Origin of the sequence: Centipeda artemidis DSM 19719 (genome assembly GCF_000426665.1) — a bacterium.
Taxonomy (GTDB): Bacteria; Bacillota; Negativicutes; order Selenomonadales; family Selenomonadaceae; genus Centipeda; species Centipeda artemidis.
Window position 1 is genome coordinate 114,482 of sequence record NZ_AUFU01000002.1, and the last position, 26,744, is coordinate 141,225.

Annotated in this window: 24 protein-coding genes; 8 read left to right on the forward strand and 16 right to left on the reverse strand. The window is 56.4% G+C overall.

Going from position 1 to position 26,744, the window contains the following annotated elements:
- Positions 1-172: 172 nt before the first annotated feature.
- From nifJ to ychF, 4 genes are all read right to left on the reverse strand, one after another.
- A complete protein-coding gene (gene nifJ, locus K341_RS0103220; protein ID WP_026761837.1) occupies positions 173-3,706 on the reverse strand; it encodes a pyruvate:ferredoxin (flavodoxin) oxidoreductase in 3,534 nt (1,177 codons plus the stop codon).
- A 284-nt stretch (positions 3,707-3,990) separates the two neighbouring features.
- Positions 3,991-4,215, reverse strand: coding sequence for a hypothetical protein (locus tag K341_RS0103225; protein WP_009658025.1), 225 nt, complete (start codon positions 4,213-4,215; stop codon positions 3,991-3,993).
- Entirely contained in the window at positions 4,212-5,165 is a 954-nt protein-coding gene (locus tag K341_RS0103230) for a magnesium transporter CorA family protein (RefSeq protein WP_026761838.1), read from the reverse strand. Before K341_RS0103230 ends, K341_RS0103225 begins: the two co-directional genes overlap by 4 nt.
- Before the next feature lie 227 nt (positions 5,166-5,392).
- Positions 5,393-6,499 (reverse strand): redox-regulated ATPase YchF, encoded by a 1,107-nt coding sequence (gene ychF, locus K341_RS0103235; RefSeq protein WP_026761839.1) that lies wholly within the window; start codon positions 6,497-6,499, stop codon positions 5,393-5,395.
- A 246-nt stretch (positions 6,500-6,745) separates the two neighbouring features.
- Between ychF and K341_RS0103240 the strand changes: the two genes are divergently transcribed.
- On the forward strand, positions 6,746-6,961 hold the full coding sequence (locus tag K341_RS0103240) for a DUF1858 domain-containing protein (RefSeq protein WP_009438538.1): 216 nt from the start codon (positions 6,746-6,748) through the stop codon (positions 6,959-6,961).
- Between the two features lie 183 nt (positions 6,962-7,144).
- Here K341_RS0103240 and trmD read toward each other — a convergent pair whose 3' ends face one another.
- A complete protein-coding gene (gene trmD / locus K341_RS0103245) occupies positions 7,145-7,915 on the reverse strand; it encodes a tRNA (guanosine(37)-N1)-methyltransferase TrmD (RefSeq protein WP_026761840.1) in 771 nt (256 codons plus the stop codon).
- 154 nt (positions 7,916-8,069) lie between these two features.
- On the opposite strand from trmD, the gene K341_RS0103250 reads away from it, so the two are divergent.
- Positions 8,070-8,870, forward strand: a complete 801-nt coding sequence (locus tag K341_RS0103250) for a DUF4931 domain-containing protein (RefSeq protein WP_026761841.1) — start codon at positions 8,070-8,072, stop codon at positions 8,868-8,870.
- Complete coding sequence (locus K341_RS0103255) at positions 8,851-9,765, forward strand: transglycosylase domain-containing protein (protein ID WP_026761842.1); 915 nt, start codon at positions 8,851-8,853, stop codon at positions 9,763-9,765. The genes K341_RS0103250 and K341_RS0103255 overlap by 20 nt, the downstream gene beginning before the upstream one ends.
- Positions 9,766-9,767: 2 nt before the next feature.
- On the opposite strand, the gene K341_RS0103260 is transcribed toward K341_RS0103255, so the two are convergent.
- From K341_RS0103260 to K341_RS0103300, 9 genes are all read right to left on the reverse strand, one after another.
- Positions 9,768-12,404 carry a TIGR03960 family B12-binding radical SAM protein gene (locus K341_RS0103260; RefSeq protein WP_026761843.1) on the reverse strand — a complete coding sequence of 879 codons (2,637 nt, stop codon included), beginning with the start codon at positions 12,402-12,404 and terminating at the stop codon, positions 9,768-9,770.
- Positions 12,405-12,491: 87 nt separating this feature from the next.
- Positions 12,492-13,601, reverse strand: coding sequence for a rod shape-determining protein RodA (gene rodA, locus K341_RS0103265; protein WP_026761844.1), 1,110 nt, complete (start codon positions 13,599-13,601; stop codon positions 12,492-12,494).
- Positions 13,598-13,873: a cell division topological specificity factor MinE gene (minE, locus tag K341_RS0103270; protein WP_009348687.1), complete on the reverse strand. Its 276-nt coding sequence runs from the start codon at positions 13,871-13,873 to the stop codon at positions 13,598-13,600. Before minE ends, rodA begins: the two co-directional genes overlap by 4 nt.
- Before the next feature lie 12 nt (positions 13,874-13,885).
- A complete protein-coding gene (gene minD, locus K341_RS0103275; RefSeq protein ID WP_009348685.1) occupies positions 13,886-14,680 on the reverse strand; it encodes a septum site-determining protein MinD in 795 nt (264 codons plus the stop codon).
- An 8-nt stretch (positions 14,681-14,688) separates the two neighbouring features.
- Entirely contained in the window at positions 14,689-15,366 is a 678-nt protein-coding gene (gene minC, locus K341_RS0103280; RefSeq protein WP_009438433.1) for a septum site-determining protein MinC, read from the reverse strand.
- The gene (mrdA, locus tag K341_RS0103285) at positions 15,363-17,168 is read right to left on the reverse strand and encodes a penicillin-binding protein 2 (RefSeq protein ID WP_026761845.1); all 1,806 of its coding nucleotides are present in this window, start codon (positions 17,166-17,168) and stop codon (positions 15,363-15,365) included. Before mrdA ends, minC begins: the two co-directional genes overlap by 4 nt.
- A 25-nt stretch (positions 17,169-17,193) precedes the next feature.
- Positions 17,194-17,691: a rod shape-determining protein MreD gene (mreD, locus tag K341_RS0103290; RefSeq protein WP_009348681.1), complete on the reverse strand. Its 498-nt coding sequence runs from the start codon at positions 17,689-17,691 to the stop codon at positions 17,194-17,196.
- Positions 17,688-18,644, reverse strand: coding sequence for a rod shape-determining protein MreC (gene mreC, locus K341_RS0103295; protein WP_009348679.1), 957 nt, complete (start codon positions 18,642-18,644; stop codon positions 17,688-17,690). Before mreC ends, mreD begins: the two co-directional genes overlap by 4 nt.
- Positions 18,641-19,675 carry a rod shape-determining protein gene (locus tag K341_RS0103300; protein ID WP_009348678.1) on the reverse strand — a complete coding sequence of 345 codons (1,035 nt, stop codon included), beginning with the start codon at positions 19,673-19,675 and terminating at the stop codon, positions 18,641-18,643. Before K341_RS0103300 ends, mreC begins: the two co-directional genes overlap by 4 nt.
- A gap of 323 nt (positions 19,676-19,998) precedes the next feature.
- Between K341_RS0103300 and K341_RS0103305 the strand changes: the two genes are divergently transcribed.
- From K341_RS0103305 to K341_RS0103325, 5 genes are all read left to right on the forward strand, one after another.
- A complete protein-coding gene (locus K341_RS0103305) occupies positions 19,999-21,231 on the forward strand; it encodes an aspartate kinase (protein ID WP_026761846.1) in 1,233 nt (410 codons plus the stop codon).
- 127 nt (positions 21,232-21,358) lie between these two features.
- Positions 21,359-22,600, forward strand: a complete 1,242-nt coding sequence (locus K341_RS0103310) for an aminotransferase class I/II-fold pyridoxal phosphate-dependent enzyme (protein ID WP_026761847.1) — start codon at positions 21,359-21,361, stop codon at positions 22,598-22,600.
- Positions 22,601-22,750: 150 nt separating this feature from the next.
- Positions 22,751-23,176 carry a 50S ribosomal protein L13 gene (gene rplM / locus K341_RS0103315; protein WP_009348673.1) on the forward strand — a complete coding sequence of 142 codons (426 nt, stop codon included), beginning with the start codon at positions 22,751-22,753 and terminating at the stop codon, positions 23,174-23,176.
- 27 nt (positions 23,177-23,203) lie between these two features.
- Positions 23,204-23,596, forward strand: coding sequence for a 30S ribosomal protein S9 (gene rpsI / locus K341_RS0103320; protein ID WP_009348672.1), 393 nt, complete (start codon positions 23,204-23,206; stop codon positions 23,594-23,596).
- Positions 23,597-23,727: 131 nt separating this feature from the next.
- Positions 23,728-24,171, forward strand: coding sequence for an RrF2 family transcriptional regulator (locus K341_RS0103325; protein WP_009348670.1), 444 nt, complete (start codon positions 23,728-23,730; stop codon positions 24,169-24,171).
- Positions 24,172-24,223: 52 nt separating this feature from the next.
- Here K341_RS0103325 and K341_RS0103330 read toward each other — a convergent pair whose 3' ends face one another.
- Positions 24,224-25,513 (reverse strand): DUF445 family protein, encoded by a 1,290-nt coding sequence (locus tag K341_RS0103330; protein ID WP_026761848.1) that lies wholly within the window; start codon positions 25,511-25,513, stop codon positions 24,224-24,226.
- Positions 25,510-26,736, reverse strand: coding sequence for a DUF445 domain-containing protein (locus K341_RS0103335; protein ID WP_026761849.1), 1,227 nt, complete (start codon positions 26,734-26,736; stop codon positions 25,510-25,512). The genes K341_RS0103330 and K341_RS0103335 overlap by 4 nt, the downstream gene beginning before the upstream one ends.
- Positions 26,737-26,744: the final 8 nt, after the last annotated feature.

Genomic DNA, 26,744 nt, shown 5'->3' on the forward strand with positions numbered 1-26,744 from the left:
CTCTTCCCTGTTCCCCGATTGATACAGACTATAAGATGCGCCCATTATAACGAGAGACGCTGAAAGCCCTCTGAATACTTTCTTTCAGAGGGCTTTCAGATGATAAAAGGAGCCGCCGTACAGATCTGTACGGTGCCCCCTCTCCTTAGCGCAGCGGACGAAGTCTTTTGATTTACGCTTTGCCCGCGAGTTTCTTGTAGCTGTTGTAACGTGTCTCCGCGTCCTTCTGCGTCTTTTCAAAGAGCGCCTCAGCCGCCTCGGGGAAGCTGCTCTTCAGACTGATGTAGCGGTTCTCGCCCATAAGGAACTCTTGGAACTTCGAGAAATCCGGCTCCTTGGAGTCAAGACTGAACGGATTCTTACCCGTATCCACGAGCTGCGGATTGTAGCGATAGTTTGCCCAGTAGCCGCACTCAACGGCGAGCTTGCCCTCGAGCTGTGCGCAGCCCATGCCCTTGCGGATGCCGTGGTTGATGCACGGCGAATACGCGATGATGAGGGAGGGGCCGGGGTATGCTTCCGCTTCGCTGATCGCCTTGAGCACCTGATTCTGATCGGCGCCCATATCCACCTGTGCGACGTAGACGTAGCCATAGGAGATCGCCATCATGCCGAGATCCTTCTTCTTCGTCTTTTTGCCCGTCGCAGCGAACTCCGCGATGGCGGCCGCAGGCGTGGACTTCGACGCCTGTCCGCCCGTATTGGAGTAAACTTCGGTGTCGAACACCATGACGTTGATATCCTCGCCCGATGCGAGCACATGGTCGAGACCGCCGTAGCCGATGTCGTATGCCCAGCCGTCGCCGCCAAAGATCCACTGCGAGCGCTTGACGAAGTAGTCATTATCGCTGTAGATGCGGCAAAGGAGCTCATCGCTTCCCTTCTCCGCCTCGAGGAGACTCTTGAGCGCGCTCGCACGGTCACGTGTACTCTCGCCCTCGTCACGCTTGTCGAGCCATGCCTGCATCGCTGCGCGCAGCTCCTCGGAGCCTTTCTGCGCTTCGATCGCTTCGATCATCGCGGATGCAAGCGCTTCGCGGATGGACTTCGTACCGAGATGCATGCCGAGACCGTACTCTGCATTATCCTCGAACAGGGAATTCGCCCATGCGGGTCCCTGTCCCTGCGCATTCGTCGTGTATGGCATGGCGGGTGCGCTCGCGCCCCAGATGGAGGAGCATCCCGTTGCGTTTGCGATCAGCATCCGATCGCCAAAGAGCTGTGTGACGAGCTTTGCATACGGTGTCTCGCCGCAGCCCGCACACGCGCCCGAGAACTCAAAGAGCGGTTTTTCAAACTGCGATCCGATGATGGTGGTCTTCTTCATCGGCGTATTCTTGATCGAGACTTTCTCCACATCGACGCCAAAGTCGAAATACTTCTGCGCATCGCGGAGTTTGTCATCGAGCAGGGTCATATCGAGCGCCTTGCCCGGGCAGACCTGCGCGCAGTTGCCGCAGCCAAGGCAGTCGAGCGTGGAGACCGCAATCGTGAAATTGAGGTTCTGCGCCTTGCCGGGCTTCGACTTGATGGACTCAAATCCCTCGGGCGCCGCCGCAAGCTCCTCATCGGTCGTGAGCACAGGACGGATGGAAGCATGCGGGCAGACGAGTGAACACTGGTTGCACTGAATGCACTTCTCCTTGTTCCAGACAGGAACGGAGATCGCTGTACCGCGTTTTTCGTACGCCGTGCCGCCGAGCGGGAACGTGCCGTCCTCCATGCCGGTGAGATCGGAGACCTTGAGCTTATCGCCCTCCTGACGGTTCATGACGTTCTGGATCTTCGTGATGAACTGCGGCGTCCGCGGGTTGACCTCTACCTCTTCGTCAACGGCATCCTTCCACGCCGCAGGAACGTCAACGCGGTGCAGGGACTCGATGCCGTGATCGATCGCACCGTTATTCATGTTGACGACCTTCTCGCCCTTGCTCCCGTAGGAGGAAACAACCGCATCCTTGAGGTACTTTACAGCATCCTCGATGGGGATGATATTAGCGAGCTTGAAGAACCCCGACTGCATGACCATGTTAAAGCGTCCGCCGAGACCAAGCTCACGCGCGATCTGAACCGCGTTCACCGTGTAGAACTCGATCTCGTTCTGCGCGATATAGCGCTTCATCGATGCAGGCAGATGTGTATTCAGCTCCTCGTCGCTCCAGACCGTATTGAGCAGGAACTTGCCGCCCTTCTTGAGACCCGCGAGGAGGTCGTACTGACGGACATAGGACTGCTGCGAGCAGGAGATGAAATCCGCCTTATTGATGAGGTACGGACTGATGATGGGTGATTTGCCAAAACGCAGATGGCTCATCGTGATGCCGCCCGACTTCTTCGAGTCGTAGGCAAAATACGCCTGCGCATACATATCCGTCTTGTCGCCGATGATCTTGATCGCGCTCTTATTCGCGCCGACCGTACCGTCCGAACCAAGCCCCCAGAACTTGCACGCCGTCGTCCCCTCTTTCGTGAGGTTGACGTCGCCGTGGATCGGCGTAAGGCTGCGATGCGTCACGTCGTCCTCGATGCCGAGGGTAAAGCCGTGGATCGGATCGTCCTTCTTCAGCTCCTCATAGACCGCAAAGACCTGATCCGGCGTCGTGTCCTTGCCGCCGAGACCATAGCGGCCGCCGACGATGACGGGGTTCATGCCCGAGCTGTAATACGCCGCCTTGACGTCGAGGTACAGCGGCTCGCCGATTGAGCCGGGCTCTTTCGTGCGGTCGAGCACGGCAACCTTTTTCACCGTCTTCGGCAGATACTTGAAGAAATGCTCGAGCGAGAACGGCCGGAAGAGATGGACGGAGAGGAGACCGACCTTCTCACCCTGCTTGTTCAGGTACTCCGCGACCTCCTCCGCCGTCTGACAGATCGAGCCCATCGCGATGATGATGCGGTCGGCATCGGGCGCGCCGTAATAATCAAAGAGATGATGTTCGCGCCCCGTGATCTTCGCCATCTGCGCCATCGCTTCTTCGACGAGCGCCGGAATGGCGTCGTAATACTTGTTGACCGCTTCGCGTCCTTGGAAGTAAATATCGGGGTTCTGCGCCGTACCGCGAATGACCGGATGCTCGGGGTTGAGCGCGCGGCGGCGGAACGCGTTCACCGCATCCCAGTCGAGGATCTTTGCGAGATCGTCGTACTCCACGACCTCGATCTTCTGAATCTCGTGGGACGTACGGAATCCGTCAAAGAAGTTGATGAACGGAATGCGCCCCTTGATCGCGACGAGATGCGCGACGGCAGCGAGATCCATGACCTCCTGCACGCTCGACTCTGCGAGCATCGCGACGCCCGTCTGGCGCGCCGCCATGACGTCCTGATGGTCGCCAAAAATATTCAGCGAGGAGGCTGCAATCGCGCGTGCGCTCACATGGAACACGCCGGGCAGCAGCTCGCCCGCAATTTTATACATATTTGGAATCATGAGCAGGAGTCCCTGCGACGCCGTGTAGGTCGTCGTGAGCGCCCCCGCCTGAAGCGAACCGTGCACTGCTCCTGCCGCGCCCGCCTCGGACTGCATCTCGATGAGACGTACCTTCTGCCCGAAAATATTCTTCATACCCTTTGCGGCGAGACCGTCCACATGCTCCGCCATCGGCGAAGACGGTGTGATCGGGTAAATCGCCGCCACATCCGTAAAGGCATACGAAATGTAACCGGCGGCTGTGTTGCCGTCCATCGTCTTCATTTTTTTCGCCATCTTACTGCTCCCTTCCTAAAAGAGAAATATTGATACATTTCCCCATCAGTTTGAAATATAATCCACAGTAGTATAGAAATATATGACCTTGCAAACTCTTCTGATAACAAGAATCAGAAAAAATATCTATGAAGGCACACTCCTCCTATACTTTTCGTTTATTATACAACGGAAAAACGCCCTTGTAAACACGATAGACTTTCTCAAACGTAGAACCGACGCCGTTTATCCATTGTTTTTTATGATGAAATCATCTATAAATCCTATCAAAAAACGAGCCGCCGTCAGCAGCTCGTTCGTCCAAGCAAAGGATGTTCCGTTGGTCTCAGATCCCGCACGCGGATGAGACGCAGCGCTTCGTCGAGGTCGATGTCCGCGCGACCCGTCTCCGTTTCGTATACATAGACAGGCGTCTGCGCGCCGACCTCACTGCCCGGCATATATACATACTCGGCAGTCCGTTTGTCGCCAAAGATGATGCCCCGCAGGAGCTGTTCCTCGCGTATCAAAACATATCCCTCCGCCAGAGCAGGTACACCGCGCCCGTCGACACGAGCGACGCAATGACGACAACGCGCACAAATCCGTAGGGATCGTCCGTAAACGGCACGGGCACATTCATCCCGAAAAAGCTTGAGATCACCGTAGGAATCGCGAGGATAATCGTGATCGCCGCGAGAAATTTCATCACGAGGTTCAGATTGTTCGAGACGATCGACGAGAACGTATCCGCGAGCCGCGCAAGGATCTTGCTATACATCTCGACCATCTCGCGCGCCTGTTTGTTCTCGATGATGACGTCCTCAAGCAGATCCTCGTCCTCTTCGTACATCTTAATGATATGATGCACCGACGTATTCGTCCGAAGGCGCATCAGCCGGTCGAGCACCGCGCCGTTCGAGCGCAGCGCCGCGTTGAAATACGTCAGACCTTTTTGGAGCTGCAGGAGACGCAGAATCTCGCTGTTCTTCATGTCGTGGCGCAGGCGATCCTCGATCTCCTCGGAGAGCTTGCTGATCTGACGCAGATAGCGCAGATAGAACACGTCCGATTTATAGAGAATCTGAAAGAGAAACCGCGTCCGCTTGTAGGTGCGGAACAGCTTTGCCGTGCGCTCGTTGAACTCCGCCATGACGGGCGTTTCTTCGAGACAGACCGTAATCACGTGCTCGTCCGTGAGGATGATCGCGAGGGGCAGCGTGTCATAGCTGTCCTCTCCGCGATAGACCGGGACATTCGTCAGGATCATGACCGAATCGTCCTCAATGTCCGTATGCGACCGCTCCTCGTCGTCGAGTGCGGACCGCAGGAAATCGGGGTCAACCTCCGTGAGCGTGCTGACCACCTTCAGCTCGTACGGCGTCGGATTCACGATGTTGATCCACGCGCCTTTGCTGAGCGTCTTGAGGGACAGCTCCTGCAGCGGTCCCGATTCCATGGATTTATAAATTTGCAGCAAGGGAGAGCGCTCCTTTCCGAACCGCCCTCCTCCGTCAATGCGAAATCAAATCTGCGGAGCGAAGAGAGGACGGATATTGTCGATGCGATTTCGGTTGCAAAGGTGTGTCGTCCATGCTCTTCACTTCCTTTCAAAATATACGCGCTCAAATTGACCGAATGCATTGTAGCGCAAAAGCACGCGCTTGTCCAGCGTGGGGAGCGAAAATCTTCTCCGCGCGCGGCGGCTCAGACGTTGAAGCGGAAATTCACCACATCGCCGTCCTGCATCACGTAGTCCTTACCCTCAAGACGCACCAGCCCCTTGTCGCGCGCCGCCGCGACGCTGCCGAGCGAGACGAGATCGTCATAGCTCACGATCTCCGCGCGGATGAAGCCGCGCTCAAAATCCGTATGAATCTTGCCCGCCGCCTTCGGCGCGGTCGTGCCGCGCGTGATCGTCCACGCACGGCACTCGTCCTCGCCCGCCGTCAGGAACGTCTGAAGTCCGAGCAGCGCAAATGCACCGTGGATGAGACGGTCAAGACCGCTCTCCTTGAGTCCGAGATCCTCAAGGAACACCGCCGCTTCCTCAGCGTCGAGCTCCGCGATCTCCTCCTCCAGACGCGCCGACACCGTAACGACCTGCGCACCCGTGCGCGCCGCATACTCCTTCACCGTTTTCACATGTGGATTCTCCGCGTCGGCGGTTGCCGCCTCGTCCTCGCCGACATTCGCGACATAGAGGATCGGCTTGCGCGTGAGGAGATTCAGATCACGCAGGAGCGCCTGTTCTTCCTCCGAAAGCTCCGCTTCGCGCGCGGGACGCCCCGCGTCGAGCACGGATTTCAGGCGTTCGAGCGCCGCGGCTTCCGCCTTTGCCTCCTTGCTCCCCGATTTCAGCAGCTTCGTCACCTTCGCCGCGCGCTTTTCCACCGCCTCAAGATCGGCGAGACACAGCTCCGTCTCGATGATGTCGATATCGCGCAGCGGATCGACAGCCCCCCCCACATGCGTGATGTCCGAACTCTCAAAGCAGCGCACTACATGCGCGACCGCATCCACTTGGCGGATGTGCTCAAGGAACTTATTTCCTAACCCCTCGCCCTTCGACGCGCCCTTCACAAGCCCCGCAATATCGACAAACCGCACGCTCGCAGGCGTCGTTTTTTTAGAATGATAGAGATCCGTCAGCGCCGTCAGGCGCGCATCCGGCACCGCCACCACGCCGACGTTCGGCTCGATCGTGCAGAACGGATAGTTCGCCGCCTCCGCGCCCGCCTTCGTAATCGCGTTGAACAGCGTGCTCTTGCCCACATTCGGCAGACCGACAATACCGACCTCAAGATTGCTCACAGGGATTCCTTCTTTCACCGGATTTTATTTCAAAGTACGTTATTTTAATGAATATGCTTGTTATGTTATACCAAAAAACACCGAGAACGTCAATCTTCGCGCGTTCTTATGCGATATATGAACACATATCTATACAAAAGTTGCATTTGATACTTTTCTTTTTTGAAAGATGTGTTATAATCGGAATAACTTGAAGGATTTTCCTTCTACGATCGCTTTATGTTTCCCATACAGGAGGTTTATATTATGGCTATCACCAAGGATATGAGCATCATCGACATCGTTCAGCAGTACCCCGACACCGTGGACATCCTCATGAACGCGGGCATGGGCTGCCTCGGCTGCGCGGCGGCGCACTTCGAGAACATCGAGCAGGGCGCGATGGCGCACGGCATCGACATCGACGCGCTCATCGACGCGCTCAACGAGTCCATCGGCGAGCCGGCGGCTGCGGCACAGTAAAATACATACGAAAATAATGCCCCCATGAGGACAGGTTGTTCTCATGGGGGCGTTTTCTATATCTGTAAAAATCATTGCGGCTGATGCAGAAAGAGTGCTTTTCCCTCCGGCGTTTCGCAGACCAAATCGCAGTTCGCCGACAGCAGATTGCCGGCAAGGACATAGTTGGCCGCTCTGCACCAGTCACGGATCATCGCCTCGTCGAATCCGAGGCAATAAGCGATATTCCCGGCACTCTAAAAACGCGCGCTCCTCCTCCGTGAGTTCCGTCCTCTCTAAAAGCTCCGGGCGGCGCCGGAGGGTTGCGAGGAGGGACATGCGGCGGCGCCAGCGCGTGATCTCGGCGTGGTTGCCGGAGAGGAGGACATCGGGGACATCCCTCCCCTCGAAGGAGCGCGGGCGCGTGTACTGGGGATAGCCGAGCAGTCCGTCATAGAAGGAGTCCGTCGGCGCGGACGTGTCGTCGCCGAGAACGCCGGGCAGCATCCGCGCGGTGGCGTCGACGAGGAGCATGGCGGGGATCTCTCCGCCGGTGAGTACGAAGTCGCCGACGGAGACGAGGCGGTCGGCGAGGTCGTAGATGCGTGCGTCGAATCCCTCATAATGTCCGCAAATCAATATGAGCTGCTCGTAGGCGGCGAGTTCTTTTGCGGTCTCCTGCGTGAACACATCGCCGGCGGGGTCAAGGATGATCGTGCATCGCCCCCCCTCGTATGCCGCGCTCTCCTCCCTGACAGCGCGGACGGCGGCGTACATCGGCTCAGGCTTTAAGACCATACCCGCGCCGCCGCCGAAAGGGCTGTCGTCGACGTGGCGGTGCTTATCCGTGGAGTAGTCGCGAAAGTTCGTATAGTGTATGTCCAAGATGCCGCGCGCCGCCGCTCTGCCGATGATGCTGCTGCTAAAAACGCCCGCGAACATTTCGGGAAAGAGCGTGACCAGATCGATCCTCATATGCGTTCCTCTTCTTCCGTTGATGATGCACACTATTATATCATAAAGACGGCGGCGTGCCGCGCACATTTTTTCCGAAACGGCTACAGAAAATCCGCGCTTTGCGTTATAATAAGAGCATCGACAACGTACCCGAAGGATTTGGAGCAGTTTTATGGACATCAATCTCGCCTTATTCAACACGAACATCGGTCGACAAAAGCCGGAGAATATCGTTCACAGCGAAGCCGCCTGCCCGTTCTGCGAGCCGGACAAGCTCACAGGCATCATCGAGACGGACGGCGACATCATTCTGCTGAAAAATAAATACAATGTCCTTGAGGGCGCGGATCAGTTCGTGCTCATCGAGGGCAGTGAATGCTGGGCGGACATGCCGGACTATACGCCCGAACACATGCACCGGCTCATCGCGTTCGGCATGAGACATTGGGCGCGTCTGCGGCGGAGCGGGAAGTACGAGGCGGTGCTCTTCTTTAAGAACTACGGTCATTATTCGGGCGGGACGATCCGCCATCCGCACATGCAGCTCGTGGGCTTCCCTCATTTGCAGACGCAGCTTCTCTTTCGCCGCAGCGATTTCGAGGGTCTCAAAGTCGCGGAAAAGGACGGCGTGACGCTGAGTCTCTCCGCAGAGCCGCGCGTCGGCTTTTGGGAGCTGAACATTGTCCCGCGCGACGCGTCGGACACGGATACGATCGCGGACTATATTCAAATCGCGGTGGATTTCCTGATGCATCGCTTTCATCGGCGGCTGGACAGCTACAATATCTTTTTCTACAACGACGGCGAGGAGATCTTTGTGAAGGTACTGCCGCGCTTTGCCACGTCGCCGATGTTCGTCGGCTACAATATCCGGCTCGTGCCGTCGAATCTGGAGGAGATGTGCGCGCGCATCCGGTCGATTTACTTTATGGACAGAGAGAACGGGAGTCTCCATGACAGAAGAGCAAAATGAGCAGTCTCCGCCGAAGCGGCGGCGTCGAAAGAGTACGGGAACAAAAGGGACAAAAGGCACAAAGAAACGCACCGCGCGGCGGAAAAGCACATCCAAGAAACGCACGGGACTGCTGTGTCTGATCCTCGTCCTCCTCGTATTCGTCCTCTGCGCCGGCACGTTCCTCTTCTTCCCGCGCACTTGGCAGGGCATCGGTCTGTTGCTGCCGGATGCCGAACGGCAAAAGCCCGCAAACGAGCTTCACGAGATCTATGAGCCGGATGCCGGGGAGCGCATCATACGCGTGCTGTTCATCCGCCGCGCGATCGAAGCTCGTCTGAACCGTTCGGACTACGTTCCCATCGACCGCATCGCGCCCGACCTCGGGCGTGCGGTCGTCGCGGTGGAGGATCGCCGCTTTTACACGCACATGGGCTTCGACGCGACGGGCATGGCGCGCGCGGCGCTCGTCAACATTCAGAACGGGCGCATCGAGGAGGGCGCGAGCACGATCACGCAGCAGCTCGTCAAAAATCTTTTCCTCGCCAACGATCAGACCTTCACGCGCAAGGCGGAGGAACTGCTGCTCGCGCTCGACATCGAACTCGCGTACACAAAGCCCGAAATTCTCGAGATGTATCTGAACGTCGTCTACTACGGCGCGGGGTTCTACGGTGTGGGCGCGGCGTCGGAGGGATACTACGGGAAATCCCCCGACGCGCTCGACCTCCCCGAGGTGTCGATGCTCGCGGGCATCCCGAACGCGCCGTCAACGCTCTCCCCCTTCGTCGATTTCATCGCGGCAAAAAAGCGCCAAGCGATTGTGCTTGACGCTATGGAGTCGCAAAACTATATTGATCGTCGCACGGCGGAGGATGCGAAGATTCAGCCGCTCATCCTGCGCCCGAAGCCGTGAAACTAGCGGTCGATGAGCGCCCGCCCCTCGGAGAACAGCCCGATGCGCGTCACATACGCCTCGCCGGGATCGATGGGCAGGTCAAAGTCCCGTGCCATGAGCGTGAGGATTTCGATCGGCTTGACACTGCCCGCAGGCGTGACGACGAGATTCATCCAAAAGGTGAGCCGACCGCCCTCTATGCGGACAGTGACGGGAGACTTTAGATATGCCTTTGTCTCGATCTCGCGTTTTTTCTTCGGTGTAACGCGGTACCACACGGCGATCTCGGCTTCGTTGTAGCGGCGCACGCTCTCCTCTATGGGCGCGGCATCCCCCGCATAGGCGACGGCGATGCGATAGCGTGCCTCGTCGACGTCCGCCATGAGCGCCTTGTGCTTGCCCTCCAGCATCCGCAGGCGAATCATGTCCGCCCCCACGGGCAGGTGCCGGCGCAGCCGCGTCATCACCTCGGCGCCGGGGAGCGCTTCCGTCATCTCAAAATCGACGTATTCGGCATCGCTTGCCGCGCCGAGGGAGAGCGCGGAGGCGAATGCCACCTTCATATGCGGATTGAACCCCTCGGAATACGCCATTGGCAAATGCGCGCGCCTGCACGCCCGCACAAAGAGATTCGCATAGTCGAGATGAGAGACGTAACGCAACTCCTCTCCCTTCGTAATCAGTCCCCGATAGGTCGTCAACGTACGCTCCTGCGGGGGATTTTTTACGTTCGTTTCGTCGGTCTGCGCCGCAGTCGGCAAAACTTCTGCGGGCGCCGCTTGCACCTCCTCTGCCGTGCGCTGCTGCTCCACCGCCGCGTAGTCGACAATGTTGACGCCGAGTGTCGGACAGATGCCGCAACCTGTGCAGTGCGTGCGGCGGCAGTCGACCGTGAGCGAGGCGGCAAGCGCCTTTTGCCACTCCTGCCGGAGGAACCGCTCGAGCACTCCTGGGGACGTGTGCGCCCACGGCAGCGGCTCGCCGATCGTACGCGTCCGCCTGCTGAAATACGTCCAGTCGATGCCGCAGGTCTCGAACGCGGCAAAATAGCGTGCGTCGTCGAAGAGATCCGACCAGCCGTCGAACTTCGCGCCGTTTCTCCACGCCTCATAGAGCGCGGGCGCAAGGCGGCGGTCGCCGCGCGCAAAGACGCCCTCGATGACGGAAAGCCGCGCGTCGTGGTAGTGGAACGAAATGGAGCGATCCGTGATATGCTCCTTGAGGAGCTGCTGCCTCCGTTGGAATTCCTCGATGGAAAGCTGACCGAACCACTGGAACGGGGTATAGGGCTTCGGGACGAAGCAGGAGACGGAGACCGTCACCTTGACACCGCGCCTGCCACGAATCTCCGTGTAGAGATCGACGACCCTTTTTGCAAGGCGCGCGATGCCGATGATGTCCTCGTCCGTCTCGGTCGGCAGCCCCATCATGAAGTAGAGCTTCACCTGTTTCCACCCGTGTCGGAACGCCGCGCCGCACGCTTCGATGAGGTTTTCCTCCGTGACGCCCTTGTTGATCACGTCGCGCAGCCGCTGTGTCCCCGCTTCGGGTGCGAACGTCAGCCCCGACTTTCTGACCTGCTGCATCTTGTGTGCGAGATCGATGGAAAAACTGTCGATGCGCAGCGACGGCAGGGAGAAGCTGATCTGCTCGCCGCGGTAATCGTCCATGAGATCGTCGACGAGACGTCCGAGGCACGAATAATCCGCCGAGGAGAGCGAGGTGAGACTCATCTCATCATATCCCGTCGCCTCCGTGAGTCCGTGCGCCATGCGCCGCAGGCGCGCCTCCGTCCGCTCGCGCGCGGGGCGATAGGCGATGCCCGCCTGACAGAACCGGCAGCCGCGCGAGCAGCCGCGAAAGAGATCGAGCATCAGCCGGTTATGCACAATGTCCATATAGGGGACGATCGGATGCTCGACGGACATCACATCATCCATGTCCTTGACGACGCGCTTGTAGATGACAGGGCGCGCCCCGAGATGCAGCGGGCGCAGATCGGTAAAGTTCCCCGCCGCGTCATACTGCGGCTCGTAGAAGGACGGCACATAGATGCCGTCCACGTCGAGCAGGCGCGTCAGGAAACCGCGCCGCCCGCCCGGACGCCCCGCCGCGTTCCACGCGATGAAGGCGTCCGCGATCTCGAGAATGACTTCCTCGCCTTCTCCGATGACAAAGAAGTCGAAGAAGTCCGCGATCGGCTCGACATTATAGACGCATGGACCGCCGCCGACGATGAACGGCGCATCTTCACCGCGCGCGGATGCATAGAGTGGGATGCCCGCAAGGTCGAGCATATTGAGCACATTGGAGTAGATCATCTCGTATTGGAGGGAGAATCCGAGGAAGTCAAATGTATGGATTTCCCGGCGCGATTCGAGGGAAAAGAGCGGGATGCCCTTCTCCCGCATCTTTTCCTCCATATCCACCCACGGCGCATAGACGCGCTCGGCGAGAATGTCCGCGCGGCGGTTCAATATCTCGTAGAGGATGGCAAGTCCGAGATTGCTCATGCCGACCTCGTAGACGTCGGGGAGCGCGAGCGCGAACCGGCACGCCGCCGCATCCCAGTCCTTGCGGACGGCGTTCCACTCGCCGCCCGTATACCGCGCCGGCTTTAATACGGACTGCAGGATGCTGTGATCAAGCTGCACCATCTCTTCCCATTCCTCCATGATTCAAAATACTTCAAATAAAAAGGACTGCCGCACGCAGGCAAGCAGCCCCACAGTGATGTCAACCTTCTAAAACAGCAGTTTTTGCCGCCGCAGCTGAATGTTCAGCAGAATCGCGATCGCCATGATATTCGTCGTGAGTGAGCTGACGCCGTAGCTCATGAGCGGCAGCGGAATCCCCGTGACGGGCATGATCCCCATCGTCATGCCCGCGTTGACGAGCACATGGAACGCGAGCATCGAGGTGATGCCGACCGCGAGCAGCCGCCCGAAGAGATCGCTCGCATCCTGCGCGATCCGTATTCCCCGCCACAGGATGATGAGATAGAGCAGGAGCAACACGGCGCATCCGACGAATCCGAGCTCCTCTCCCACGACGGAGAAGATGAAGTCCGTATGGTTCTCCGGCAGGAAGTTGAGCTGACTCTGCGTCCCGCTGAACAGTCCTTTGCCAAAGAGCATTCCCGAGCCGATCGCGATCTTGGACTGGATGATGTGATAGCCCGCGCCGAGCGGGTCGACGTTCGGATCCATAAAGACCATGATGCGCATTTTCTGATAGCCCTTGAGAAAATGCCAAACGACAGGCATTGCCGCGATCCCCAGCCCGAAGATCCACGCAAGCATCCGCAGGCGAATTCCCGCGGCAAAGACCATACCAAAGAAAATCGCAAGAAAGACGAGCGATGTACCGAGATCCGGCTGCTTGAGCACAAGCAGGAACGGCACGCCGACATAGGCAGCGACGGGGAGGAGTTCGCCAAGCGTGTTGATCTTCCCGCCGCGCTTTTCGAGCATCGCTGCGAGCGCAATGATCATGATGAGTTTTGAAAATTCCGAGGGCTGTATGCTGATGGGACCGAGTGCAATCCACCGCTGGGCGCCGAGCGCCGTCTGACCAACCAGCATGACCAAAATCAGCAAAACGAGATTGAAGATATAGAAATAATTTCCATATCGCTGCAGAATCTTATAGTCAAAGTTCATCAAAAAAACTGCAAGTGCAATGTCCACAAGGATCGAAACGCCCTGGCGCTGTACGAACCAATAGCGTTCATCACTCGGCGCATTGATATGTGTCGCGCTGCCGATGATGACGAGGCTCATGATAACGATCGCCGCAGCTGCGATAATCAGTGTGAGATCCGTACGTCGCAGCAGACGTTTTGATAGTATCATCGCCCGCCGGAGCCGCCGTGCTGTACGCTGACGACGGGAATATTGACCACGAGTGCCATCGTGTCGTTCTCGTTCTCGAGTGCAAACTCCATTTCACGCGTATCAATATACATATATTTCGAGATCACCTGTATGATCTCCGCGCGCATATTATCCATGATCTCCGGCGATACATTTGCCCGATCATTGATGATGACAAGTTGGAGACGGCGGCGCGCAACGGAGCCGGAGCTTTCTTTCTTGCCGAGAAGCCTCTTGAGTGCATCAATCACGTTCGCCCCTCCTTAATTTTTCCCAAAGAGTTTGCCTTTGATCGTCTCCCAGAGACTTTCCTTTGCAAATTCACGAAACGGAATGTCCTCGCCGCAGAGACGGCCTACCACGTCAAGATATGCCTGCCCCGCGGGGGAATCCGGCATTGTCACGCACGGCTCGCCGCGATTCGTGCTCGTAACGACCGTCTCATCGTCCGGAATCTGACCGATGCAGCCGACGGAAAGAATATCGTCAATGTCGTTCATATCGAGCATGTCGCCCTTTTCCACCATCTTCGGACGAATACGGTTGACAATAAGACGTATGTCCTCTTTATCTGCGCGCCCCAGTTCACCAATGATCTTGTCCGCATCGCGCACCGCAGAGATCTCCGGCATCGTCACGACAATGGCAGTATCGGCGGCGGCAATTGCTGTCTTGAATCCCTGCTCGATACCCGCCGGACAGTCGATGATGATGACATCATATGCACGACGCAACTCCTCACAGAGCGCCGCGAGCTCCTCCGGATTCACCGCGCTCTTATCCTTGACCTGAGAGGTTGGTAAAAGATAGAGAGAGTCGTATTTCTTATGACGAACAAGCGCTTTCTTATACGGTACACGCCCTGTCGTCACGTCCACCAAATCGTACATAATGCGGTTCTCAAGTCCAAGCAGGAGATCGAGATTACGCAGCCCTGTATCGGTGTCAATGAGCACAACGCTCTTGCCGCGCATAGCAAATCCGACACCGATATTGGCAGTCGTCGTCGTCTTGCCGACGCCTCCTTTGCCCGATGTCACCACATAGATCTCACTCATATGCTATCCTACCTCTCTATTGGTTCAATAACAATCTGACCGTCCCTCACATAGGCGCGCTCCGCCTTGCCGGAGTCCTCCGGTTCGTCCGGTGAACGCGCCACATAGTTCGCAATGCGAATCTGTGTCGGCATCAGATGATCTGCGATAATAAATGCAGTCGAATCCCCCGCTGCCCCCGCATGGACGACGCCGCGGCACGTACCCCGAATATCGACGCTGCCGCCCGCGATGATCTGTGCCCCGGGGTTGACGTTGCCGAATACGATGACGGAGCCTTCCGTCTCAACTGCCTGTCCACCGCGCAGTGTCTTGTCAATGACGAGCATTTGCCGGAGTTCCGAGGACTTTGCTGCGACCTGTACTGAAGAGTGGTGTGCCTCTTCCGGTTGGTCTAACAGAGGATTCTCTGCCGCAATTTGCCTCGCTGGCGACTTTGCCGGCACCGGTTTGGCAAGGCGACAGATAAGACCGTGCGTCCGAAAGAGTTCCTGCAGCTCCTTCAGCTCGTCTTTGGAAAACAAATCCCGCGGCACATATACAAGCGTACCGCGCAGAAAGAATCCGGAGCCGGACTCGAGTTTTCTCCCCAGTTCCTCCACAATCTCCGCAAAGGACATATCCGTCGGAAAAGCAAGCATCAGTCCGTTGTTTTCTCCCTTAATCTTGATCTTATCCTCACTCATTGACTTCCCTCACTCTTCCCCTGCGTACTCTCTATCTGTTTATCAAGACCGAATGCCGCCTCGAGAATCCGCCGCGCAATCGGTCCTGCCGCAACCGAACCAAACCCTCCCTGCTCCACGATGACCGCCACTACGACATTCGGATTCTTATAAGGACCGTATGCGACGAACCAACTATGGTCTCTGCCCTGTGAGTTCTCTGCCGTCCCGGTCTTACCCGCAATATCGACGGGAAATCCGGCAAAGAGCTCCGTGCCCGTGCCGAGTTTCGTCACACTATGCAGACCTTCCTGCACATGATGGATCACGCTTGGATCAACCTCTAAAGTAGAAAGCAGCTCCGGTTTGATCTCTCGCACTGTATTTCCATTTACATCGACAATGCGCTGTACAAGATGCGGACGGTAACGCTGCCCGTTTGCCGCAATCTCCGATACGACCATCGCCGCCTGCAGCGGTGTCACAAGATTGAACCCCTGACCAATCGCTGCATCAAAGGTCTCTGAGAGATACCATTCGCCGTCCTCGTAGTTATCTGCCTTGTACTTGCGGTTCGGTACAAGCCCTTCTGCCTCATAAGGAAGGTCAATACCCGTCCGCGTACCGAGTCCAAATAGACGTGCATAACGCTCGAGTGTATCCACGCCGAGGCGGTTTCCCATCTCATAGAAGTACACATTGTCGGAGTGTGCCATCGCCTGCTCAAAATCAATCCAGCCAAGCGCCTCTCCCCCCGCATTGGTCTTTGGAATAATCCAGTGCCGCCCCGAATCAAAAATCTTTTCCTGCGCTGTGACCTTGTGCTCTGCAAGTGCCGCCGTTCCCGTCACAATCTTAAACGTCGAACCGGGCGGATATTCTCCCGTAATCGCCTTGTTATCCATCGGATGATAGGGATTGTTGTTGAGCATATTCCAGTTCACGGTCGAGATTCCGCCCGCAAAGAGATTCGGATTGAACGCGGGACGACTCACCATCGCGAGGATCTCACCTGTCTGGGGGTTCATCACGACCGCCGCCGCAGCATGGGCATGGACGGCGGCAAGCTGATCGTCAACCGCACGCTCGGCTGCCTCCTGGATGTGGCTGTCAATTGTCAGTACAAGGTCATTTCCCGGTATAGGGGACTGACGTCCCAGAATTTGCACAGGGCGTCCCGAGACGTCCACCTCAACCTGCTCACCGCCTTTGATGCCGCGCACTTCCTTGTCATAGACACGCTCAAGACCAAATTTACCGATGATATCGCCGGACTTATACCCCTCACCCTTGCGGCGCTCCAGCTCCTCCTCGTTGATCTCGCTGACATAACCGAATACATGTGCAGCATATTCGCCGAAAATATAGTCGCGTACAGGCAATACCTCGACAACAACACCCGGATAACTGTCTTTTTGCTCCTCGATAATGGAAACTATATCGGGCAGGACATCGTTTTTAATACGAATTGGATCAAAACCGATATGCGCATCAATTTTCTTTTGAATCTCCTCGACCGGTACATGAATCAGCGCTGACACACGCGCAATGACCTCGGGCGAAATCGGCTCTGTAAGCGGCAGCAACGATACGGTAAAACCGGGTCGATTCGTTACGAGGAGTTCACCGTTGCGGTCGTAAAACGTCCCCCGCGCCGCTTCTGCAGGAATGATACGGATACGATTGCCCTCCGCGAGGCGCGCGTACAGCTCTCCATCATATACTTGGAGATACCCTGCGCGACCAATGAGGACGAGAATGATGCAGACCGCTACCACGCGCAGGAACTGCAGGCGGCTGCTGAAATCTTCATTTTCGTTCACAGTTACACTCCAAGAATATCCTTTCCTAACGCTTTGGCTGACTCATATGTTTATCGAGCCGAAACGTCATCCAATGAATCGGATAGGCGAAAATCAGCTGAAAGATCAGCAATAAAAAGAGTACGCGCCCCATGTGCAAAAACGGATTGTACCGATAGCCGAGTAAATACACGATCAGTGCTGAAATCACATATTTAGCGATTGTCGCCGCAATGGACGCCGTAATCGGCAAAAAAAACTGTTCTTTGAACACGCGATCAGAAAACCTGCCAAAGAAAAGCCCGATGAGCGTCAATGTGAAGGCATGCAGTCCAAAAAAAGAACCGATACTGAGATCCTCCAGCAACCCGAGAGAAAAGCCAACCAAGCTCCCCCTTGCACTGCCGCGGAGGAATGCATAAGACACTGTCGCCAAGAGAAGTAAATCCGGAACCACACCATATACAGCGATAAGCGGCATAAAAGAAAACTGTAAGACAAAGAGGGCAATGAAAAACAGGATTAAAAATCGATATTTCTTCACTGCGACTCCGCCTTTGTCTGTACCGATTTTGCCTGTGCCGCCGAAATCTCTGCCGCTGCGGCAGCCCCCGGGCTCAAGGGCATCGCTTGGATAGGATCGGGCGGTGCCTCACGTGATGCTGTGATGATCGCCACATCCTCGAGGCGCTGAAAATCCACCGCCGTCTCAATGACAGCAACTTTCAGGAGTCCACTGTCATCGCTCTTCTGTGCAGCAACATGACCGACCATGAGTCCCTTCGGATAGACCCCGCCAAAGCCCGACGTCACAACGGCGTCGCCGTCCTCAACATCGGCATTGCGCGGGATATTGACCATCTGCGGCATATACGGATTGTCCAGCGTCCCTGTGACAATGCCGTTCACACGCGAATCGGCGCGCTGAATGAGTGTTCCGACGGAGGAACGCACATCAAGGATAAGCTGTACTTTGGACGAGACCGGGCCGACCTCCATAATGCGTCCCACAAGACCTTTGCCCGTAACGACTGGCATGTTCTCTCGAACGCCGTCCTTTGCGCCACGGTCGACCACGATTGTGCTCGTCCAGAACGCCGCGTCACGTCCGATCACACGTGCAGCAAGGAGATCAAACTGATGCACAGACTCCTTATACGAGAGGAGTTCGCGCAAGCGCATATTTTCAGCGGCGTACTCCTCTGCCGCAGTATTCTCCTGCCGCAGCTGTTCGATCTCGTTTTTGAGCATTTTATTCTGCTCATGTACCGTTGCGATCTCCCAAATATTCGACGTCAGTGACCTAATCCGGCTGCCGCACCATGAGGCTGCCATCTCGAACGGTGCGAGCACTGTGCCCACTGTACTCGTCGATGCGGATGCTTGAAACCGCCCTCGTGCGGCAAAGAAAATGATGCAGAACAGAGCCAACAGAACGAAGAGCAACGCCCAGATCTTTGGTCCCGACTGCCTTGCCCGTCCGAGTCTGTCAATCATTGTTTCAGTTTCTTCGATGCCATGACAACACTCTTGAGGAGACCAATGTTCTCAAGTGTCCGCCCCGTCCCCTCGCCAACGCAGGAGAGCGCGTCCTCCGAAACGAGAACAGGCATTCCCGTCTCGTGTGAAAGAAGCTTATCGAGGTTCGTCAGGAGAGCACCGCCGCCCGTCATCATGATGCCGTGATCCATGACGTCTGCCGCGAGTTCCGGGGGCGTCTTTTCGAGTGTGGTCTTCACTGCATCAATGATCTTGTAGATCGGCTCGTTCAGCGCTTCCCGAATTTCCTTCGCATGAATCGTCAGGGTCTTTGGGAGACCGCTTACAAGATCCCGCCCTCGAATATCCATCGTACGATCCATGTCCGGCGTTACAATCGCGGTGCCAACCGTGATCTTAATCTCCTCCGCCGTGCGCTCACCGATCATGAGATTATACATGCGCTTGATGTACTGCACAATTGCAGAGTCCATCTCGTCGCCGCCGATTCGAATAGATCGGCTCGTCACGATGCCGCCGAGCGAAATTACAGCGATCTCCGTCGTACCCCCGCCGATATCGACGACCATACTGCCCGTTGCCTCTTCGACCGGAAGCCCTGCACCGATCGCCGCAGCCATCGGCTCCTCAATGAGATATGCTTCGCGTGCGCCTGCCTGTTGTGCAGCATCGATGACCGCACGCTTTTCTACCTCCGTGACCCCTGACGGAACACCGACCACCACACGCGGACGGACAAACGACTTTGAGCGCATTGCCTTACGAATGAAGTATTTCAACATCGCCTGCGTCACGTCAAAATCCGCAATCACGCCGTCCTTCATTGGACGAATCGCGACAATATTGCCGGGTGTACGCCCGATCATCTGCTTTGCTTCCTCGCCGACGGCAAGCACATCTCCCGTATCATTCTTTATTGCAACAACGGAGGGCTCGCGCAGTACGATTCCCCTGCCCTTTACATGCACCAGTGTATTTGCAGTACCGAGATCGATGCCCATATCGTGTCCACCAAAAAGACCAAACATTGTAAAAGGAGTCTCCTTCCATCAGATGAAAATACATCGCTTAAGTATAATTCCGGTTGCATATATGCTTACACAGAATATGCTACGTCAGTATATCATACGTAAGTTTATTTTTCCATGAGATTTTATCGGAAAAATACAATAGGTTACGTTGGCTAAATTACAAGTACTGCCAGCGGAGAAAAATTATGTATCCGAATCAATGCAACAAACTGCGGCGCATCAGCCCTTGATATAAAAGGCTTATAGACACAACCGCTAATTTCTTGTATAATGCGTTCATCAATTCATCATAAAAATTATGATCCTTAGGGGGACGCGATATGGCACTTATTGTAAAGAAATTTGGCGGAAGTTCGGTTGCGACGCCCGAGAAGATAAAGAACGTCGCAAAGCGCATCCTCAGCGAAAAAGCCCCCGACGATCGGATTGTCATGGTGGTCTCGGCGATGGGCGATACGACGGACGATCTGATCGCGCTGGCGGAGCAGGTCGCGGATACGCCGTATCAATACGCGCGCGAAATGGACATGCTCATGACGACGGGCGAGCAGGTCTCTATCGCGTTGCTCACGATGGCATTTCGCTCCATGGGACAGCCCGCCATCTCGCTCACGGGTGCGATGGCAGGGATGAAAACGGACAGCGCGCACACAAAGGGGCGCATCATCGGGATCGAGCCGGCGCGCGTCCATGAGGAACTCGGCAAAGGAAATATCGTCGTCATCGCTGGATTCCAAGGAACCGATCCCGCAGGCAATCCCGTGACGCTCGGGCGCGGCGGCTCCGACACCTCCGCCGTTGCGATTGCGGGAGCGATCGGCGCCGATACCTGCGAGATCTACACGGACGTCGACGGAATCTACTCCGCCGATCCGCGCATCGCGCGGGGCGCGCGCCGTATGCGCGAGATCACATACAACGAGATGCTCGAGATGGCGCGTCTCGGCGCGGGCGTCATGCAGCCGCGCTCCGTGGAGATGGGACAGCTCTACAAGATCCCCATCCATGTCCGTTCGACATTTACGACAGACCCCGGTACGATCATTAGGGAGGAATATACAGTGGAAGAGAAGTCCTTTATCATTCGCGGTGTGACGCATGACGAGCACGTTTCGAAGGTCGCCGTCCTCGGCGTTGCCAACGTCCCGGGCGTCGCGCACGAGATTTTCTCAGCGCTGGCGGACGCGAACATCGACGTCGATATGATCGTGCAGAGCCTGCGCAGCGCCGAGTCCAACATCACCGATATGATCTTCACCGTCGCCTCCATCGACGCGCCGGAGGCAAAACAGGTCGTCGAACGCATCGCGGATAAAATCAACGCGTCCTCCGTGCTCATCGACAACGACGTGGCAAAAGTCTCCATCGTCGGCGCGGGGATGCTCGGCAGTCCCGGGATCGCCGCGCGCATGTTCGGCGCACTCTCGCGCACGAAAATCAACATCGAGATCATCAGCACCTCTGAGATCAGCATCTCCTGTCTCATCAAGGGCGGCAGCGTGAAGGAAGCCGTCAATGTGATTCACGACGAGTTCTTCCCCGACGCGCATTGATGTACGCGCAGGATATACCGACCGGCGGCGTTGAATACTTGTATACACTCCCGTGCGCCGTGGACATCGCCCCAATAACGCGCTATGATTCATGCGACGCAGTATAATGAAGGAGAGTGTATTTAACATGGCATTTCAGATGGCGGCATCCCATGCAGCCGGAAAGCAATTAAAGGACGCGATTTTCGGCGCGAGCGCGGCATGTCGTGCCGCTAGTGAAAAGTATGGCGCGGATCGTGTGACGAACGCCACGATCGGCGCCGTCATGGACGACGCGGGGAAACTGGCGCATCTGCCGACCGTGGAGCGCATTTTCCGCGCCCTCCCCATCGAGGACTATATCGCCTACGCCCCGATCGCAGGACTGCCCGCATATCTCGATGCGGTCATCGACATCACCTTTGCCGGCAATCGCCCGGACGGATACCTCGGTGCGATCGCATCCGCCGGCGGCACGGGGGCACTGCGTCTCGCGGTCGCGAACTATGTGGAAAAGGGCGACAAGGTGCTGACCTCCGATTGGTTCTGGGGCACTTACGGCGTGATCTGTCAAGAACTCGGCTGTTCCATCACGAATTTTACGTTGTTCGACGCGCAGAACAATTTCAATCACGAAGCGTTCGCCGCGTCGGTCGACGAACTTCTGCGCGTACAGGACAGTCTGCTCATCATCCTCAACACGCCCGCGCATAATCCGACGGGATACAGTCTCTCGGCATCCGATTGGGATCACGTCTTGGACGTTGTAAAGAAATATGCGGCGGCAGGGAAAAAGATTGAGTTGCTCGTCGACATCGCCTACATCGACTTTGCCGGCGAAAAAGTCGCAACACGCGCATTCATGCAGAAATTCGCGGGGCTTCCCGAGAACATCCTCGTCCTCTTTGCATTCTCCATGTCCAAGGCATACACGTTCTACGGGCAGCGCTGCGGCGCACTCATCGCCCTCTCGTCGAATCAATCCGTGATCGCAGAGTTCAGCGAAATCACGAAATACTCCGCGCGCGCAACGTGGTCGAACATCAACCGCGGCGCTATGACGCTCCTCACGCGCATCGAGCAGGACAAAGCCGCCTATGCCGCATATGAGGGGGAGCGCGACGCGCTTTATCGGCTCGTACAGGAACGCGGCGACATCTTCATGCAAGAAGCGGCGGCGTGCGGACTCCCCGCACTGCCCTACAAGGGCGGCTTCTTCCTCGCCGTTCCCACGGACGATCCGCAGGCGGTCTGCGACCGCCTCCACGAAGATCTCATCTTCGCCGTGCCCCTCAAAATGGGCGTGCGCATCGCGGCATGCTCCGTGCCAAAGGATAAGATGCACGGTGTCGCCGAGAAAGTAAAGCGCGCAATGGACAAAATTTCTTAACAAACCTTGACAATCCGGATGAAATTTCATAGAATAGCAACGTGTGATATTTTTCATGTATCCATTAGCCCCGGAGTCGTGAGTGTATATCGCATCAACACATAAAAAACTCTTATCTCTCTAGGGGGGAATTACGTGAAAACCACGGTTATGGCAAAAGCTTCCGATGTTGAGCGCAAGTGGTATGTTGTAGACGCCGAGAATCAGACGGTCGGACGCCTTGCAGCGGAGATCGCGAAGATTCTTCGCGGTAAGAATAAGCCCATTTACACGCCGCATGTCGACACCGGTGATTATGTCATTGTTATCAATGCTGAAAAAGTAAAGTTCACGGGAAAGAAGCTGACGGACAAGACCTATTTCCGTCACTCCGGCTATCAGGGCGGCACGACGTTCACGACTGCCGGTCAGATGCTCCAACGATTCCCTACCCGCGTCATTGAACATGCCGTTAAGGGTATGCTGCCGAAGAACAGCCTCGGCGCGCAGATGTTCCGCAAGCTGAACGTATATGTCGGCGCAGAGCATCCCCATGCGGCGCAGAAGCCGGAACCGCTGTCGTTTGACATTCGCTGAGTTTCGTAAAAAGGAGGAATCTGTTCAATGGCACAAGTTACTTACTACGGCACGGGACGCCGCAAGACCTCTGTCGCCCGCGTTCGCCTCGTCCCAGGCGACGGCAAGGTGACGATCAACGGTCGCGATATGTCCGAATACTTTGGTCTTAAGACTCTCGAGCTGATCGTTCGTCAGCCGCTGAACCTGACGGAGACGGTTGATAAATATGACGTCATTGCCAATGTTGCAGGCGGCGGCGCATCCGGTCAGGCAGGCGCGATCCGCCACGGCATCACGCGCGCCCTCATCGAGATGGACGCGGAGCTTCGCCCGGCACTGAAGAAGGCGGGCTTCGTCACGCGTGACCCGCGCGAGAAGGAACGCCGCAAGTACGGTCTCAAGAAAGCGCGCAAGGCTTCGCAGTTCTCGAAGCGTTAAGTGCACGAACACAAAGCAATATAAAAATCCCCTCTTCCGGAAAAGAAGACGGGATTTTTTATTGACATTTTCTCCATATTAACCTATTATGTATATATAAAAAATAGGTTTTATGAAAAGAGGCTCACGTCATGAAAATTTCCGCGAAGGGACGGTATGGCATTGCCGCGATGGTTTTTCTTGCCCGCAATTACGATGCCTCCTCCCCCATCACCATCATCAGCATCTCCGAACATCTCGGCATCTCGAAGATATATCTCGAGCAGGTATTCTCGCTCCTCAAGCGCAGCCGGCTCGTCAATTCCATCAAGGGCTCGCAGGGCGGCTATCAGCTCTCACGCCATCCGCGCGAGATCAACGCGTACGATGTGCTCTCCTCCATCGAGATCTCGCTGATTGAAAAAGCGGGTCCCGCGACGGATAAAATGGACGCGCTCAACCGTATGCTCTCGCGCTGCGTCTTTGACGAACTCGATCGAAGTATCCTTGAGACACTGCGCGGCATCAGTCTCGAGGATCTTCTCACCGCACTGAACCATGAGGAAACGGACGACAGCCTGATGTATTTTATCTAATACGGTGCATGTAAAATTGGCTGCATGGAAAAACTTCCATGCAGCCAATTTTTTATCCGGAAAAATAGGAAACGATAAAGAGAATCCCACCGATGCATCCGCCGACGAGCGAGCCGTTCACGCGAATCCACAGGAAATCCTGCTCGACCTTATCGTAGACGAGCCGATTGAGCTCATCGTCCGTCAGCCGTGCGAGCACATTCTCAACGATGACGCCGACGAGCGTCTGCGCATGGAGCGCGGAGCGCGCGAGCAGGTCGTACAAAACCTTTGTGACGATCTTTTGCAGATCGGGGCTCTGCTCGATGAGGGAAAGCATGTGCCGATATTCCACCCGGATGCTGCTGCGCAGATGTGTATAGAGTTCGGGCATATGCTCTTCAACGGCGTCCACATGCCGTGCACGATCCTCTTCGAAATGTCTGCGCATCTGATCAAAGAGACGTTTCAGAGTCTCCTCTATGGGCAGTTCATCCGCGATGCGCACTTGCAGTTCGCGTGCAAGAGAAAGGATCTCCTCGTCCCTGCGCAGATCCAAAAGACATGCTCTGCAAAGCGACAGCGCCTTCTTCTGCAATGGCGAGCCGTCTGCCGCGATCTCGTCGAGCGCCGTGCAGATATGGCGTTGAATGAGGGAGGCGCCCTCTTCCAAATTGACGGTATTCGTCAACTCGAGGAGACGCGAGAGAAATCCATCCCCTAATTTTTCGTGCTCCATACGTTCCAGCGCATCTCGAATCGAATGCCACATCTCCTCGGTGAGCGCTTCTTTTTTGAGCAGGACAGCAAGTTTTACAAGACCGCTGCGATCCCATGCATTTTTTTGGGAGGTGTCGACGATCCGATCGATCAGTGCGGCGATATTCTCCTGCAAAACGAGATTTTTAATACGTCCGGACAAATAGGAAATCATCTTCGTATTGTGCCCGCGCAGGAAGGATGCACGGAGGAAATGCATGACAGTATTCGTCAGCCCTTCTTCTGTCTCGGGACGCCGGAGGTATGCCTGCATCATCGGGACGAGATGAATTTTTTCAATATGGCGGAAGATTTTGCGCCGTGAGAAAAATTCCTTCTGTACCATCACGACAATCGCGTGAATGAATCCCGCACGGCGGCGCGGGAGCAGCGCCGTGTGGTACGGGAATCCGAGCGGCTTCTTAAAAAGTGCGGTCACGGCGAACCAGTCCGCCGCCCCGCCGACGAGCGCCGCCTCGCTGACGGCGAGCAAACCGCCCGCCCATACGGCGCCGGGATAGGAAAGATGCAAATAGAGCGAAATGAGGAAACAGAGGAAGGAGAGGAGCAGCGCCCTGTCCGCAGTGTTCAGAGAGCGCATCATAGTCCCCACATCCTTTCCGCGAGGGTCACGCACAGAGAGAGCCCCATGCCGACAATAGCGCCGACGACGGCACCGTTGACACGGATCATCTGGAGATCGCCGCGCACCTTTCGTTCGATGAACGCGATCAGCTCGTCGTCACTTTTTTTGCTCAGATATTCGCGCACAAATACTGCGACGAGATCGTGATGCTTGTCGATCTCCGCGGCGATCAGCCCCTTCACGAAGCGATCCGCGCGGCTCTGCCACGCGGCGGAGTGTACGAAGGTATCTAATTTTTCATTGAGGAGCTGCTTGAGGTAAGGAACCCAGAACGGACGTGCGCCTTTGACCCGCGTTTCGATAAAGTCGACAATCATTGACGCGATGTCAATATGTTCGGCAAGATGCATCTTATATTGATACAGTATATCACGCAGCGCAGGATCGCTCCGAACGGCGGTGACAAACGCGCCAAGCGCCGCCACGCCGTCGATATGGCGCCAATGCTCCGCTTCGAGCGCGCTCTCGAGCATCTCGTCGAGGTAGTCGGTCAATCCTTCGACAATCATTGCATCGTCGAAAAACGACAGGACAAAGGCGCGTATCATACCGTCCCCCTCATACTCCGCACGCATGGAGGCAACGTTCTCATGCAGCAGTTCCTGAAAGGCATCCGTCCGTATGATGCGGCGCCCCATGCGAACGAATACGTTAAAGATGCGATCCGCATGGGGATGCTCCGCAAGAACGGAGAGCAGCTGTGCGAGACTATCCTCGAGAGGCAGGCTCCGCAGCGCCTGTATGATATAGGGGGTCAGCTCCCGCGCGGCGTTCTCACTGTCCACTCCCGCCGTGATATGATGCAATATGTCGACCGCCGCATCAACGAGCCGTTCGCGCCCCCCGCGATGCTCTAAGTACTCTACGAGGAGCGCGCCGATATTCTCCTCTGATACAACCTGCATGATGTTATCGCGGCTAAGGAGATCACTCGACGAGAACGATACGAGGGACTCCATAATGCGCGCCCGGTTGCGCCGCAGGATATCCGTCCGATGCGATATGCCGAGCGGACGCCCGAAAATCGCCTTGATGGCAAACCAATCGGCAAGCCCCCCGATCGTCGCGGCGAGAAATCCGTGATGCAGCGTACTCATGAGAATACCGCCGCCGCCCATCGTGGACGCGGCGCCGATCACGCTGACGGCAAGCGCAAGATTCGCTTGATTTTCCTTCTGCACAGAGGTCG

Excerpts from the sequence above, each read along its gene's own strand:
- rodA (WP_026761844.1), bottom strand. The coding sequence starts at position 13,601 with ATGATACTATCAAAACGTCTGCTGCGACGTACGGATCTCACACTGATT.
- K341_RS0103310 (WP_026761847.1), top strand. The coding sequence starts at position 21,359 with ATGGCATTTCAGATGGCGGCATCCCATGCAGCCGGAAAGCAATTAAAG.
- K341_RS0103325 (WP_009348670.1), top strand. The coding sequence starts at position 23,728 with ATGAAAATTTCCGCGAAGGGACGGTATGGCATTGCCGCGATGGTTTTT.
- K341_RS0103255 (WP_026761842.1), top strand. The coding sequence starts at position 8,851 with ATGACAGAAGAGCAAAATGAGCAGTCTCCGCCGAAGCGGCGGCGTCGA.
- K341_RS0103250 (WP_026761841.1), top strand. The coding sequence starts at position 8,070 with ATGGACATCAATCTCGCCTTATTCAACACGAACATCGGTCGACAAAAG.
- K341_RS0103260 (WP_026761843.1), bottom strand. The coding sequence starts at position 12,404 with ATGGTGCAGCTTGATCACAGCATCCTGCAGTCCGTATTAAAGCCGGCG.
- nifJ (WP_026761837.1), bottom strand. The coding sequence starts at position 3,706 with ATGGCGAAAAAAATGAAGACGATGGACGGCAACACAGCCGCCGGTTAC.
- K341_RS0103305 (WP_026761846.1), top strand. The coding sequence starts at position 19,999 with ATGGCACTTATTGTAAAGAAATTTGGCGGAAGTTCGGTTGCGACGCCC.
- K341_RS0103330 (WP_026761848.1), bottom strand. The coding sequence starts at position 25,513 with ATGATGCGCTCTCTGAACACTGCGGACAGGGCGCTGCTCCTCTCCTTC.
- K341_RS0103300 (WP_009348678.1), bottom strand. The coding sequence starts at position 19,675 with ATGTTTGGTCTTTTTGGTGGACACGATATGGGCATCGATCTCGGTACT.
- minC (WP_009438433.1), bottom strand. The coding sequence starts at position 15,366 with ATGAGTGAGGATAAGATCAAGATTAAGGGAGAAAACAACGGACTGATG.
- minD (WP_009348685.1), bottom strand. The coding sequence starts at position 14,680 with ATGAGTGAGATCTATGTGGTGACATCGGGCAAAGGAGGCGTCGGCAAG.
- rpsI (WP_009348672.1), top strand. The coding sequence starts at position 23,204 with ATGGCACAAGTTACTTACTACGGCACGGGACGCCGCAAGACCTCTGTC.
- K341_RS0103240 (WP_009438538.1), top strand. The coding sequence starts at position 6,746 with ATGGCTATCACCAAGGATATGAGCATCATCGACATCGTTCAGCAGTAC.
- rplM (WP_009348673.1), top strand. The coding sequence starts at position 22,751 with ATGGCAAAAGCTTCCGATGTTGAGCGCAAGTGGTATGTTGTAGACGCC.
- trmD (WP_026761840.1), bottom strand. The coding sequence starts at position 7,915 with ATGAGGATCGATCTGGTCACGCTCTTTCCCGAAATGTTCGCGGGCGTT.
- mreC (WP_009348679.1), bottom strand. The coding sequence starts at position 18,644 with ATGATTGACAGACTCGGACGGGCAAGGCAGTCGGGACCAAAGATCTGG.